10 protein-coding genes and 1 tRNA gene are annotated in these 13,464 nt (G+C 56.4%); 5 read left to right on the top strand and 6 right to left on the bottom strand.

Translation table 11 applies throughout. The annotated features are described in order from the left end of the window. The first annotated feature begins 19 nt into the window (after positions 1 to 19). From EI77_RS14515 to EI77_RS14525, 3 genes are all read left to right on the top strand, one after another. On the top strand, positions 20 to 2,200 hold the full coding sequence (locus EI77_RS14515; RefSeq protein WP_166647270.1) for an ATP-binding response regulator: 2,181 nt from the start codon (positions 20 to 22) through the stop codon (positions 2,198 to 2,200). A gap of 296 nt (positions 2,201 to 2,496) precedes the next feature. Then, positions 2,497 to 3,063, top strand: coding sequence for a TetR/AcrR family transcriptional regulator (locus EI77_RS14520; RefSeq protein ID WP_133796014.1), 567 nt, complete (start codon positions 2,497 to 2,499; stop codon positions 3,061 to 3,063). A gap of 63 nt (positions 3,064 to 3,126) precedes the next feature. Beyond that, positions 3,127 to 4,089 carry an SDR family oxidoreductase gene (locus EI77_RS14525; RefSeq protein ID WP_133796015.1) on the top strand — a complete coding sequence of 321 codons (963 nt, stop codon included), beginning with the start codon at positions 3,127 to 3,129 and terminating at the stop codon, positions 4,087 to 4,089. 139 nt (positions 4,090 to 4,228) lie between these two features. Here the strand turns inward: EI77_RS14525 and EI77_RS14530 are convergent. Beyond that, positions 4,229 to 4,318: transfer RNA gene (locus EI77_RS14530), tRNA-Ser, on the bottom strand. A 133-nt stretch (positions 4,319 to 4,451) separates the two neighbouring features. On the opposite strand from EI77_RS14530, the gene EI77_RS14535 reads away from it, so the two are divergent. Beyond that, the gene (locus EI77_RS14535; protein WP_133796016.1) at positions 4,452 to 5,861 is read left to right on the top strand and encodes a TonB-dependent receptor; all 1,410 of its coding nucleotides are present in this window, start codon (positions 4,452 to 4,454) and stop codon (positions 5,859 to 5,861) included. A gap of 86 nt (positions 5,862 to 5,947) precedes the next feature. Here the strand turns inward: EI77_RS14535 and EI77_RS14540 are convergent, their stop codons facing one another. From EI77_RS14540 to EI77_RS14550, 3 genes are all read right to left on the bottom strand, one after another. Further along, on the bottom strand, positions 5,948 to 6,610 hold the full coding sequence (locus tag EI77_RS14540) for a discoidin domain-containing protein (RefSeq protein WP_133796017.1): 663 nt from the start codon (positions 6,608 to 6,610) through the stop codon (positions 5,948 to 5,950). A gap of 68 nt (positions 6,611 to 6,678) precedes the next feature. After that, a complete protein-coding gene (locus EI77_RS14545; RefSeq protein ID WP_133796018.1) occupies positions 6,679 to 8,166 on the bottom strand; it encodes a Gfo/Idh/MocA family protein in 1,488 nt (495 codons plus the stop codon). 31 nt (positions 8,167 to 8,197) lie between these two features. Next, entirely contained in the window at positions 8,198 to 8,716 is a 519-nt protein-coding gene (locus EI77_RS14550; protein WP_133796019.1) for a hypothetical protein, read from the bottom strand. 238 nt (positions 8,717 to 8,954) lie between these two features. Between EI77_RS14550 and EI77_RS14555 the strand changes: the two genes are divergently transcribed. Then, on the top strand, positions 8,955 to 9,413 hold the full coding sequence (locus EI77_RS14555) for a Crp/Fnr family transcriptional regulator (protein WP_133796020.1): 459 nt from the start codon (positions 8,955 to 8,957) through the stop codon (positions 9,411 to 9,413). 119 nt (positions 9,414 to 9,532) lie between these two features. Here the strand turns inward: EI77_RS14555 and EI77_RS14560 are convergent, their stop codons facing one another. Both EI77_RS14560 and EI77_RS14565 read right to left on the bottom strand, forming a co-directional pair. Continuing rightward, a complete protein-coding gene (locus EI77_RS14560; RefSeq protein ID WP_133796021.1) occupies positions 9,533 to 10,969 on the bottom strand; it encodes a sigma-54-dependent transcriptional regulator in 1,437 nt (478 codons plus the stop codon). A gap of 157 nt (positions 10,970 to 11,126) precedes the next feature. Beyond that, entirely contained in the window at positions 11,127 to 12,902 is a 1,776-nt protein-coding gene (locus EI77_RS14565; protein ID WP_133796022.1) for a polyprenyl synthetase family protein, read from the bottom strand. Positions 12,903 to 13,464 lie beyond the last annotated feature (562 nt).

A 13,464-nucleotide genomic window follows, 5' to 3' on the forward strand; every position in this document is an offset into this window, starting at 1 on the left:
GCCCGCCTGCTCCATACTCATGACAGCTTTCTTCCCCGAACTCCATCAGCGCATTTTGGTCGTAGACGACAACCGCGCCATCCATGATGACTTTCGGAAAATTCTAGGGCCGCCGTCGGCGGAAGAATCCGACCTTGAGGATATTGAAGCTCGCATTTTCGGGAAGCCGCAAAAGCTTTGGTATGAAATAGACTGCGCCTCGCAAGGAGCTGAAGCACTGCAAAAGGTGGAACAGGCGCTGGCGGAGGGGCGACCGTATTCGATGGCTTTCATTGATGTGCGCATGCCGCCTGGCTGGGACGGCATTGAAACCACCGGCCGTTTGTGGGAGGTTAGCCCCGGCCTTCAGGTGGTCATCTGCACCGCTTACTCCGACTGTTCATGGGAGGAGATGCAGGCCAGAATTCAGCCTCAAGACAGGTTGGTCATCCTGAAAAAACCTTTCGACCGCATTGAAGTCCAGCAACTGGCTAATGCCCTGACTGCGAAGTGGCGTCTGGCAGAAAGTGCCACCCTCAAGATGGACGACCTTGACCGTCTGGTCCGGCAGCGAACCGCTGAGCTAGAAGAGTCACGCCAGGCCGCGTTGAGGATGATGGAGGAGGCGGTGAGCAGCCGGGAGAAAGAACAGCGCGCCCATGAGGAACTGAAGCGCGAGGTCGCCCAGCGCAGTCGGCTTGAAGAGCAGTTTCGCGAGCAGGCATCGCTCCTCGACAAAGCACGTGATGCCATCCTGGTGCGGGGCCTGGATAACCGTCTAACCTATTGGAACAGGAGCGCCGAAAGCCTATACGGCTGGACATCAGAGGAGGCGCTGGGTCGCAACGTCGCAGAATTGTTGAAAGCAGACGCCGTCGTTGATGAAGAAGCCCTCCAGGCCGTGCTGGCCAGAGGTGAATGGGTGGGCGAGCTAAACCAGGCAAGCCAACACGGCACCAAGATCATTGTTGAAAGCCGCTGGACTCTTGTGAGGGATGGTGAGGGAGGTCCCAAAGCCATCCTTGTGATCAATTCAGACATCACCGAGAAGAAGAAAGTGGAGGACCACCTTCTCCGCGCGCAGCGGATGGACAGCATCGGCACCCTGGCTGGAGGCATCGCGCATGACCTGAATAATGTACTGCTGCCCATCATGATGTCCATTGACCTCTTGAAGCTTTCGATTCAGGAACCCGGCTTGGTGAGCATTCTCACGACGATTGAGGGCAGTGCCAAACGCGGTGCCGATATGGTGCAGCAGGTGCTCCTTTTCGCCCGGGGCGCTGACGGCCAGCGGCTGCCCGTGGACCCGCGTGTGGTCATCGGGGAGATCCAAAAAATAGTGCAGGACACCTTCCCCAGGGACATCCTGCTGCGCACGGACCTGCCTCCTGTCCTTCCCTCATTCATGGGAGACGCAACGCAGGTCCACCAGGTGCTTTTGAATCTTTGTGTCAATGCGCGGGATGCCATGCCCTCCGGCGGCTGTCTGGACATCACAGCCGCAGTGGTCAACGTTGACGAGACCTATGGTGCGATGACTCCGGACATAAAGTGCGGCCCTTATGTGATGATCCGTGTGGCCGACGAGGGAACCGGCATTCCTGATAACGTCCGGGCCAAGATTTTTGATCCGTTCTTTACGACTAAGGAAGTAGGCAAAGGCACTGGCTTGGGATTGTCTTCAGTGGCTGCCATCGTCAAAAGCCACGGCGGCTTCATCAATGTTTACAGCGAATTGGGCGGCGGCACTTCTTTCAAAGTTCACTTCCCCATGGCGGCTTCGTCCGGGTTTTCCAGACCGCCGATGGATCAAACGCATCCGCGGGGCCGGGGTGAACTGATTCTGGTGGTGGATGACGAGGAAGCGGTCCGTTCCATCACCAGCCAGACATTGGAGGCCTACGGTTATCGTGTGCTCACCGCCAAGGACGGCACCGAGGCGGTTGCCCTTTACGCACAGCACCGCAAGGCCGTCGAGGCGGTCTTGACGGACATGATGATGCCCGTCATGGACGGACCTTCCACCATTGAAGTATTGAAACGAATGAACCCGGACGTGCGCATTGTCGCCGCCAGCGGTCTCAACGCCCGCGGAGGCTCCGCCAAGGCTGCGGCCATGGGCATCCACCACTTTCTTGCCAAGCCTTATACAGCTGAAACAATATTGACCACCCTGAGGCAGGTGACCGATGGCAGCTCGGCTAGAGACTCGATGTGAGGTCAAATCAGAGCTAGCGGCATGCCACGCCAGCTTGGCATACATTCATTTGGTTAGGCCCACAGGTGAAGGGCCGGATGCAAACGTACCGGAGAACTTGCTGAGCAGGTATCGAGACGTAGAAAATGCCTAACACGAATGCTGCTTTAATTGAGACCATTCATGCTTGGTGTGACCGGTGCCGCCCCGCCAGACACCGCATCCTAATAGAAGAGAACGGAATCTCCAAGCCATCTAAAAAATGAAAAGAATAAGGTTTTAGTTGACCGATCAGTCACTCTTTAATATTTTAAATCATGGCCCGCCCCAAGAGTAACGATAAGCGTAACGCGATTTTGGACGCGGCGATTCGTGTGATCGTCGCGCAAGGCTTGAGCGCGCCGACGGCCACCATCGCAAAGGAGGCTGGCATCTCTAATGGTTCTTTATTCACCTATTTCCCCACCAAAGCCGATTTATACAACCAGCTTTATCTTGAGTTGAAAACAGGGATGGTGGAGACAGCGATGAAAAAATTCCCGGCAAAGGCTGAGCTTCAAGAGCAGGCTTCCTACTTCTGGGCAGCTTGGATGAATTGGGCCACATCCTATCCGGGAAAGCGCCGTGCGATGGCACAGCTTGCCGTTTCCGATCTCATCACATCGGAAAGCCGCGCCGCTGGTAGCAAGATCATGGCTGACATAATCGATTTGATGGAGCGAATTAGAATTGGCGGCTCGCTACGCAACGTGCCCATGAGTTTTGTCGGAGCACTGATGAACTCCCTCGCTGAAGCGACAATGGATTTCATGATCAGTGATCCCGCCAACGCAAAAAAGCACTGCAAAGTCGGATTTGAAACCTTTTGGCGGGCGGTAAATTAATTTTTTATTAGCAATAATAGAGCGTCTAGACGCTCATTAATATCAAGAATTGTAACCGAAATTATGGCAAACACATCTAATCAAAACAGTAGCGAGGCGGTTGCCTTGTGGACTGCCGCCCAAATGCCTTCTCAAAAAGGACGGTCGGTCGTCATCACCGGCACAGGGGGGTTGGGATTTGAAAACGCATTGCAAATCGTACGCGGTGGAGGTGAGGTTATCATCGCGGGACGCAATCCACAAAAAGGCGCGGATGCGGTGGCAAAAATTCGTGCTGAAGTTTCTTCGGCAAACGTCGTTTTTGAGCAAGTAGATCTGGCCAGTCTCCAGTCTGTGACGGATTTCGGTGCACGACTGCGCCGTCAGCGGGAAAGCCTTGATTTGCTTATCAATAACGCAGCGGTAATGACGCCTCCCAAACGACTGAAAACTTCGGATGGCTTCGAGTTGCAGTTCGGGGCCAACTATCTCGGTCATTTCGCACTTACTGCTGCGCTTCTGCCGTTGCTACGCAAAGGCTCGGAGGCGCGTGTGATTTCGCTATCGAGCATTGCTGCGCGGAACGGTGCAATCAACTTCGGCGATTTGCAGTCAGAACAGAGCTATGCGCCGATGCGCGCTTACAGCCAGTCAAAGCTCGCCTGTCTGATGTTCGCCTTCGAACTGCAACGGCGCAGTGATGCGGGTGGATGGGGACTCACCAGCATTGCCGCGCATCCTGGCATATCTCGCACAAATCTTCTGCACAATGCGCCAGGTCGCTGGAGCCTTGCGGGTATGGCACGAACATTTCTGTGGTTTCTGTTTCAACCTGCGTCGCAAGGAGCTCTCCCCACGCTATTTGCAGCGACATCGCCCGAAGCAAAACCAGGCGCTTATTACGGGCCTAATCAAATGGGCGAAATACGCGGCTATCCCGCATTATCTAAAATCCCTTCTCAGGCGAAGGATTCGATTGCCTGCGATCATCTCTGGCAGGTGTCCGAGCAACTGATAAAGGATGCGCCAAAACGCAAACATTGTTAGGCCTGATGCGAGGCAGCAAACAGTTCCCGGAAAGCGTCATTACTGAGAACAGCTGCAAGGTGCCTTTGAATAAGGCAATCAGAGGATGCTGCCATCTAAGTCAAGCCCGTCTAAGCAATTGAAGGCGCTTGGGGGACAGTGGCGGTGAGAGAGGGATTCGAACCCTCGGTAGCGGTAAGGCTACGCATCTTTAGCAAAGATGTGCTTTCGACCACTCAGCCATCTCACCAAAACTGTCTGCCGCAGTGCGGGCAGGGGTGACTATTAGCGCGACAGTGGGCACTCCGTCAACGCAAAAGATGATCTTATGAAACAGAATCTCTACTTCCCCCCAGGCTTCTCCCGCGTACCCTCTTCTGTCTATGAACGGGATCCCCCATGACCGCCCTGGAACGCTGGAAAAAGCGTTGAAGCTGAATCTCGCCCATCGTGTTTACGGCACCTTTGCCGAAATCGGCGCGGGGCAAGAGATCGCCAATTGGTTTTTCCGTGCGGGCGGGGCTTCCGGCACTGTGGCCAAGACCATGTCCGCCTATGACATGACCTTCAGTGATGAGATCTATGGCAAGAGCGCCCGTTACGTCTCCCGGCAGCGCATGCAGGCCATGCTGGACCATGAATACCAGATTGTTCATGAACGCCTCGCAGATAAGAGAGGGCAGGGGACCACCTTCTTTGCCCTGGCCAATACCGTCCGCGCCAAGGGTTTCCGTGATACCAAGGAAGAATGTCATGGCTGGATGGGGCTGCGGTTTCAAACGGATCCGCAAGGTCCCAGCAGCGATATTCAACTGCATGTGCGCCTGCTTGATGCCACCAATGCCCGCCAGGCGGAGGCTCTAGGCATCCTGGGCGTCAATCTCCTCTACGCGGCTTACCATTTGCGGGACCACTTGCCTACTTTTCTTCACAGCCTCATGGATGAGCTCTCCCGCTGGCGGGTGGAGATTGACATGGTGGACTTCACCGGGCCAGCCTTTGATGCCCCTGTATATCAGGACCGTCTTGTCGCCCTGGAACTCGTCCGCAGTGACCTTGCCGATGCCGCCCTCTTTGGTGCCAATGGTGAGATCTGGCAGGCATCAGACATCCTTTATAAACGCCCTGTTTTGCTCAACCGAGGCAGTTTTGATCCCATCACCCGCGTCAATCTGGACATGCTCCAGCAGGGCGAGCGGGCTTTCACGGAGGACTTTGGACCTCTGGCACAAAACCATATCGAGATTCTCGAAATCACCATGCATAACCTCCTCTGCATGGAGGACTGCTCGGTTGAATATGACAACTTCCTGGCTCGTGCGGACGTGTTGCAATCACTGGGTAAAAACGTGCTCATCTCCAAGTATGCGGAGTTTCACCGCCTCAGCGGCTTCCTCTCCCGGCACACCCACGAACCCATTGGCATCATCCTAGGATTACCGTTGTTTGAAGAGCTCTTCAATGAGCGTTGGTATACAGATCTGGAAGGCGGGTTGATGGAGGCCTTTGGCCGCCTGTTCCGTAACCAAGTGCGTTTATACGTCTATCCAGCAGGGGATCCCATGACAGGAAAGGTGCGTGATGCACGCCATGCCAGGGTGACCCGGGACCAGCAGCATCTGCTCAATTATCTCCTTGATACAGGTTCCATCCACCCCATCCGCAATGGGCTTGAAGATAACATTTTCCAAACCAGCGCTGATGTCCGGCAGATGATCCTGCAGCGTGATGACCGCTGGCGCAGCCTCGTGCCGCCAATCGTCCTGGAAAGCGGTCCTTGGATGGCGATGTAGCTCTGACGCATAGCTCTTGGCTGGTAACGAAAAACCGCCGCAGGATTTCTCCGGCGGCGGTTAAGATTCAAATCAGATTTGTCGGCTTACTTGCCAGGAACGCCATAAACGGCGACTTCGCAATAATGGTTCATCTCGTTGGAGGTGTTGCCATTGCTGTAAAGGCGGACGTACTGGGCCTTGGTGTTTTTGCCATCGATCACGCGACCGTGGTTGGTTTCAATGTAAGCAGGATCAGCACCGGCACCCATTTTCAGAGTGTCGTCATGATCGGAATTGAAGAGGGTGGTGACACCGGTCTTGAACTCTTTGTCGTCGGAGACCTGAATGATCACGTCCACATAAGCCTGTGCCTGCTTGTGGTAGTGCCAGGTAGCGATTTTGTTGATCGTGGTAGAAGCACCCAGGTCGATCTGCACCCACTGAGGACCAGGAGCCAGTTCGACAAAGCAGCCATCGGAACCGTCGGCGTCGCCATCGGTCACCAGGGTCAGTTCGCCGATGATTGGAGCTGGGTCACTGGAGGTGACTTCCTTTTCCAGGGCCAGATTCACCGTGCCTTTAGGGGCTTGGAAGGACTTGATGATTTTGGAAGGATCAGGCTGCTCCAGGTTTGGAAGCTTCGCTGGCACCGGAGTACCGATGAACATAGGCTTCGGGAACTCGATTTTGATTTCTTCCATTTCCTGAGCGGAAACCGAAGTGCTGAGAGCTGCGATGGCAGCGAGGGCAAGGGTCGTGTGTTTCATTTGGGGGAATCGTTGGTTGGTGAAGTGCCTGGAGCCAAGCGTGAGGCCTGGCTCCAGGATCAGACGGATTAGACCGTAAAGTCTTCAGGGGTAAACATGTATTTCTGACCGGTCTTCAGGCATTCATAAGCCTTGAGAACAGTGACGCAGGACTTGAAGGCATCCATGACGTTGCAGGTCAGGTGAGCCGGATCTTTGCGCTGCACGGACTCAATGAAATTGGCCACGTGCGGTGTATGCGGATACACTTCAAGAATGACCGGGATTTCCCAAGGATCGAGAGCTTTCGATTCACGGGCATCAGCCACAGCCTTGGCCACGCCGCTAACGGCATAGGACTTCGGTGCGGGCTTGGCCCAGGAGCGGTTATGCTCCCAGAACTTGTTTTTCACCGCATCCGGAGACTTCACCAGCAGCGGGTTATCACCCGTGGTCCACTGAGTCCAGTCCTGGCCGGGTTCGGCATACACTTGGTTATACGTTGGGCTTTCAGAGATAATGGCAGAGCCATTCACACCCATGTGCTTCTCATAATAGCCCTGGCTGCCGGTGGTGGTGAGCACCTGATAATAGGCGCGCATCGTGCCGGTAGGCAGTTTGTATTCATAGAGGCACATCACGTTGTCCGGCAGCTCAAACTTGGCCTTCGGTGCACCATCAGGTCCGGCGGTGCCGTCATAATAGTCCACACCACCGGCTGCATAGAGAGAAACGGGAGTCGTTTCATACATCCAGTTGAACATGTCGATCTGGTGGGCACCAAGGTCCGAAATAGGGCCGCCACCGTATTTGGCGAACCAGCGCCAGTTACGGAATTCTTCCATGCTACCGAAGCCATACTTCGCCAGCATTTCGGTAGGGATAGTCTGGTTTTTTGGAATACCTAAAGGCTGGGAAGCAGCGACACCGCGGTTCCACTGACCATAACAATGAGTGACGCGGCCCAGGAGATCGTTTTTAACGATCTTGTCCCGAAGGTGCATGTAACGCGGATTGGAATGGCGCTGGTGGCCGATCTGGAAAATGCCGTTGTTATCGCGGCCGGCTTTCACCATGTCCCGTGCACCTTCAATGGTGTTGGACATCATCTTCTCGCAATACACGGACTTGCCCTTTTCCAGGCACATGCGTGAAAACGGAGCATGAAGGTGGTCGGGAGTGGCGATGAAGACAGCCTCAATGTCAGGCTGCTTTTCCAGCATCTCTTCGATGGTCTCATACTGGGTCACGGGACCTTCCACCTGATGCTTGTTTTCGTACTCCATCCGGCGGGCGACCGGATTGCGGTTGTATTTCCAGATGTCACAGACGGCCACCCACTGGATGCCAGTCATGATCTTGGAGGCGGCCACACGCAGGCGGTCACCCTGGGCACCGCAGCCGACGAGGGCGCACTTCACGGTGCGGCCAGCTTCGCTGCCTTGGGCGATGGCGCCTTTGCTGGTGGCTAGGTAGAGACCTGCCCCGCTGACCGCGCTGGTGCGCAGGAACGAGCGGCGGTCCATGAACTTGGTAAGCCCGCTGGGCTTGGGGGATGAGGAAGGAGTCGTGCTCATAGCTTCTCGTGTTTACGATGCGCAGCGGCGATCAGCCTTCAGTGATGATAACCTTTTTCTTCGAGCGCATGCGGCCCAGCAGACCGTCCACGGACAGGTAGCCGCTGCGGTTGGTGTAAAGGGCGAAGGCGGTGAGAAGGATGCCGACGCCGATGTTGGCGGTCAGTTCCAGGTCATCTGGCAGGGCGGCAAGACCGAAACCCAGGGAAAGGAAGGATAGGCCAGCAGCCAGCAGGGCGAATTCGCTGAGAAGACCAACGGCGACCCAAAGGCCAACGGCGAGGAGGATATAACCGATGCTATGTGCATACGCATCAATGGCGGAAGCTGGAAGGAAGGCAGGCAGCATGCTGTTTTCCGTCATGAGCTTGGCGATCAGGCCCGTCTTGGTTTCGTAGTTGACGGAGTTGAACGTAGCGGCAGCACCGTCACCTGAGCGGAACTTGTCCACACCGGCCATACCGAGGCGCAAGGCCACCCAGAGACGTGTGATCAGGTTGGCGAAAGCGAGGTCGAGGCGGCTGCAGCAGGATGAATTTGTATCGGACATGTTGGTTGGTCTTTGTTTGGCAGATGGTGTGGAGGGGCGATTTTGAACAGGTCACCTGGGAAATCCAGCAAAATTTAGAAGCTGGAGGCCAGAGAATAGCAGTCGCCACACCCATCATAAGTCAACGCCCGTCATTTCACATCCCTATCGGAGTTTGAGTGGCTGATTTCGTGCTTTCTTGTTCCATAGGCTTGCCATTCTTCTCAACTGCCCCTAAAAAATGAAATTCTCCTGAAAAATGAGCGCTGATTTCTCCACACCCCAACTTCCTCCTATCGGCATTCTCCTTCCACTGGGGGATGATGATCGTGACATCCTCAGCGGCTACGGTGAATTCCGGCCTGTGCAGCCTGGCCAGCATCTGATCGAAGAAGGCATGGTTCAGACCGGGCTGTATTATATCATCTCAGGCAAGCTCCACGCCACTGCTATGCGCAGCGGGCACAAGGTATTGCTGGGCAGTGTGCAGTCCGGTGAGACGGTGGGTGAGATCAACCTGCTGGATCCTTCGGCCGCCAGTGCGACGGTCACGGCGGTGGACTTCAGCCAGGTGTGGTACATTGATTCGAAGAGCCTGGAGTCCTACATCAATGAGTATCCACGGGCTGCGGCCTGGCTTCTCATCGGGGTGGGCAAGACCATCGCACGACGCTTGCGCTCGGTGAATGAGAAGATCGCCAGCTTCTACGGAGGTTGAACCGAGCTGGAAGGCGGACCCGGGGTTACTCCTGGGTCATCGGGCGGTCTAACAAAGAATATAACAAGGCAGGGCCGAGTGGTCCTGCCTTTATTTTAGGGCAAGGGGAAGGCCTTGGCCTAACCAACATTCTTGCTGGCGACCTTCTTAACTGCGGGGGCGCCGAGATTGACCTGCAACTCGGAGGTGCTGATGCCGAGGAGCTTGGAGGCTTTGGCGGAATCTTCTTCGTAGTGGCGGAAGGCCATGCGGGAAAGCTCGCGTTCCACCCAAGGGAGCAGCTCGATGTCGGGGCTGCTTTGGGCGGTATTGAGCAACATGGTCAGGGCATCGCGCATGCGGGTCACGGTGCTGGCGGAATTGCCATGGCGGCTGCCGGTGCTGCCGAGGGGAATGTCTGAGGCGAGGAGGACGTCCGAATTGGACAGGGCGCAGGCGCGCTGGATGGTGTTTTCCAGCTCGCGGACGTTGCCGGGCCAGTCATAGGCCTCAAGCAGGGCCAGGGCATCTTCGGTGAAGCGCATGGTCAGGCCGCGACGGCGGGCGGACTGGCGGTGGAGGAAGAATTCGGCCAGCAGGCGCACATCCTCACGGCGTTCACGAAGCGGCGGGATGTGGATGCGGACGACGTTAAGGCGGTAAAAAAGGTCTTCGCGGAAGGTGCCCTTGGCCACTTCAGCTTCGAGGTCCTTGTTAGTGGCGGCGAGGACGCGAACATCACACTTGAGGACCTGATTGCTACCGACGCGGCAGAACTCGCCTTCTTGGAGCACGCGGAGCAGTTTGCTCTGCACAGCCAAGGGCATGTCGCCGATTTCATCCAGGAAAAGGGTGCCGCCATCGCACTGTTCAAAGCGGCCCACGCGCTGGGTCACGGCACCGGTGAAGCTGCCTTTTTCATGACCGAAGATCTCGCTCTCCATCAGGTTGTCCGGAATGGAGGTGATGTTGATGCCGACAAATTCCTTGGTGGTGCGCGGGCTGAACTTATGGATGGCACGGGCCACCAATTCCTTACCGCAACCGCTTTCACCGGTGACCATGACAGGTGCGTCACTGCGGGAGACGCGTCCGATCATCTTGAAGACGTCCTGCATCGGGCCGGAGCGGCCGATGATGGTCTCCTGGATGGTTTCGGCAGGGACTTCTAAAGCATTGGCGCGGGTGACGCGGCGGGATTCATTGGCGCGCAGGGCGCTTTCCACCACGGTGCGCAGTTCATAGGGCAGCTTTTCCTTGCCCAGCACATCGTAGGCACCGAGACGCATGGCCTCAATGACGTTGCTGGTGCTGGCGATGCCGCTGAACAGAATCACCATCGCATTCGGATCGGTCTGGCGCAGTCTTTTGAGGAGTTCGATGCCAGAGGTGCCGGGCAGGCGCACTTCCGCCAGGACAAGATCGGCACGGCTTTTTTGATAATTGGCCAATGCTTCCTCCGCTCTTTCTGCGGTACTGACATCCACCCCGGGTGCTTTCAAATGACCAGCAGCCCAGACGAGGAAGTCGGGATCGGTGTCCACGATGAGAATTCTAGAGTCCGGGAGATCTTCCATGTTTTGCGCTGAGATATCGTTCCTATCTTGATTCCGTGTTGGCGTCAACACGGGAATCCTGCATCCGAGGGGGACGGACCCTTCTAGCCCCTTAGTTTTGAGAAACTTGAGGCTAATTGGCTAGGATTTGGGGTTAAAGGGATGGAGACCTTGATCTTCAAGCGGCTACGACGACATTCGGGACGAGATGCTCGGCGGCCTTGGCGGCGGCTTCACGGGCATCAGGATTGGCGTTCCGTTGCTCGAATTCGCGGCACCAGCCTTTGATTTCGAGTTCATTAAAAATCTTGCCAATGACGCGGCGGAGCAGACCTTTGAGGTTGGGCAGCTCGACTTCCTGAAGACTGCGGATGGCGGCCTCCTTGTAGGTTTCCAGCATGAGGGTGGTTTTGTCGTAGGCTCCGGATTCCTCGGCCCATTGGCGGATGGTCGGTTTATCCGGCAGGGTGGTGGCTTGGCCGCTCCAGAGGGCTTCCATGATCTCCTTCACCTCGCCTTTACCACGCTCGCGCAGGAGGGCCAGGATGATGCTGGGGCGGATGCTCACATCATTGTCTGCAGCGGAGTCGTCGCCGAGGTCATCCAGGTCATCGCGGATCTGGTAGGCGATGCCGAGGTTTTCACTGTAGGAGTGGAGGGCATCGGCGGTTTCATCAAGCTGGCCGGCCATAGCGGCGCCGATTTTGAGGGCGACCTCAAAGGCGGGGGCGGTTTTGCTGCGGAAGATTTCCAGGACCTGGGTGTTGGAAAGGGCGACGGGGTGGTTGTTCCACAGGAGTTCGGCACCCTGGCCACGGCAGAGTTCGCGCTGGCCTTCGGCGGCGACTTTGAGAGTGGCGCTGCGGATGTGGCTGGCGCACTGCATTTCAGCCAGGAGGCGGTAACCTTCTCCAATGAGGAGATCGCCGACATTCAGGGCGACAGGGATGCCGTATTCAGAATGGAGGGTCGGCTCGCCATAACGTTCAGCGTCGTTGTCCTCGATGTCGTCATGGATGAGGGAGGCTTTATGGAAGGCCTCCACGGAGATGGCGGCCAGTTTGAGGTCATCGGAGATGGGGGCTTCGGGATCTTCACGCAGGGCCTGGTAAGCGGCGATGGTGAGGAAGGGACGCCAGCGCTTGCCGGCACGGCCGAGCCAGTCCCGTGCGATCTGCTCCGTCTGGCAGGTGGGTTTGCCGAGGAGGGCGTCCAGGGATTCCGGGGTGAACCAGGTTTTGACCTCGTCATGCAGGTCATTGAGGTTGAGGCGGCGGGTCTTGTCCTCGCTGGTGAGGTGGATGTAGTCCCACACCCAGTCCACATCCACGGTGGTATCAATGCAGTCATCCTGAAGGAGAGGCACGGCCACGGCGGGGATGGCGGCGGCTTCCACATAAGGGAAGGTGCGCTCAAGAACGGCTAGGCAGGAAATGCCGACGATGGCCTCGATCTTGCCCGTTTGAATGAGGGACATGACGATGGCGCTGCCTTCGGCGACGAGGACAGCATAGCCGAGCTTTTCGGCTTCGTTCTGGAAGTCCTGGATGCTGCACAGGCCGCACTGTTTGCAAAGGAGGCCGAATTCATCAAAGGGGGCCGGGCATTTGCTTTCGATGCGCAGGCACTTGGGCATCAGCAGGAGGCGCTTTTCAAAAGGGACGGTGGCCAGGGATTCGCGCCAGGTTTCATTGGCCAGGAGCACACCGGTATAGTCCCGGTAGATCTTCTCAATGCCATTGAGGGCCATGATCTTATCCGTATGGACCTGGAGCTCATCAATCGGCACGGGGGGGACGAGCTTGGTCTGCTCGGCGTATTCGCGCACGGCCTGGAGGACGAAGTCGCGGTCCTGCTTGGTCTGCGGGATATTTTTCTTCGGCTGCCGGAATCGCCTCACAAGTCCAGGGATGGCGGGGGGCAGGGCGGCAGAGCGGACGGCGACAGTGGACATGGGGAGGAAACAGATTTCTAAAAGCGTATGCCGAGAGTGACATACGCATGGGGGAAAAGGAAAGACGAAAGCGTCAGCCATGTAACCGTGCCGCTTGCTGGCAGTCTTGCAAGGATTGCGCTGAAGTGTGCCGATTTTGCGATGAGCAGGGAAGGGGATGCCGACTGAAACGCTGGTAATGGTACCCAACGGTTTAGCGAGTTGTGGTTGTTAATTGGTCTTTTATGGTTTTTATGAAATTAGGTTCGGATTATCGGGTTGTTGGAGGCATCAATGGGGATGGGGAACATTTGCATTTTATCCCCATTTGGGGATTTTCAGGGTTAGCGGGTTGATTTTGAAGGGTTTGTGCATGGGGATTTCATGGGGAAACGCATCCCCATGGGGAATTCGATGGGGAACGGGGAAGGGGAGGGATGGCATGGAGCGGGACAGGGCAGGACTAATTTCGATAGGGGGCCTGGTTTTGGCAAGGGGGTCCACCCCGGACTTGGGCTAAGTGGGGAATTTTGGAGGGGTGGTGAGGGGACTGAGAGGCTGTGGAGTTGGTAGGCCGTCAGGA

This window comes from Prosthecobacter fusiformis (assembly GCF_004364345.1).
GTDB classification, from domain to species: domain Bacteria; phylum Verrucomicrobiota; class Verrucomicrobiia; order Verrucomicrobiales; family Verrucomicrobiaceae; genus Prosthecobacter; species Prosthecobacter fusiformis.

What these genes read in the sequence shown, in the direction of transcription:
- EI77_RS14515 (WP_166647270.1), top strand. Translation starts at nt 20, where the DNA reads ATGACAGCTTTCTTCCCCGAACTCCATCAGCGCATTTTGGTCGTAGAC.
- EI77_RS14520 (WP_133796014.1), top strand. Translation starts at nt 2,497, where the DNA reads ATGGCCCGCCCCAAGAGTAACGATAAGCGTAACGCGATTTTGGACGCG.
- EI77_RS14525 (WP_133796015.1), top strand. Translation starts at nt 3,127, where the DNA reads ATGGCAAACACATCTAATCAAAACAGTAGCGAGGCGGTTGCCTTGTGG.
- EI77_RS14535 (WP_133796016.1), top strand. Translation starts at nt 4,452, where the DNA reads ATGAACGGGATCCCCCATGACCGCCCTGGAACGCTGGAAAAAGCGTTG.
- EI77_RS14540 (WP_133796017.1), bottom strand. Translation starts at nt 6,610, where the DNA reads ATGAAACACACGACCCTTGCCCTCGCTGCCATCGCAGCTCTCAGCACT.
- EI77_RS14545 (WP_133796018.1), bottom strand. Translation starts at nt 8,166, where the DNA reads ATGAGCACGACTCCTTCCTCATCCCCCAAGCCCAGCGGGCTTACCAAG.
- EI77_RS14550 (WP_133796019.1), bottom strand. Translation starts at nt 8,716, where the DNA reads ATGTCCGATACAAATTCATCCTGCTGCAGCCGCCTCGACCTCGCTTTC.
- EI77_RS14555 (WP_133796020.1), top strand. Translation starts at nt 8,955, where the DNA reads ATGAGCGCTGATTTCTCCACACCCCAACTTCCTCCTATCGGCATTCTC.
- EI77_RS14560 (WP_133796021.1), bottom strand. Translation starts at nt 10,969, where the DNA reads ATGGAAGATCTCCCGGACTCTAGAATTCTCATCGTGGACACCGATCCC.
- EI77_RS14565 (WP_133796022.1), bottom strand. Translation starts at nt 12,902, where the DNA reads ATGTCCACTGTCGCCGTCCGCTCTGCCGCCCTGCCCCCCGCCATCCCT.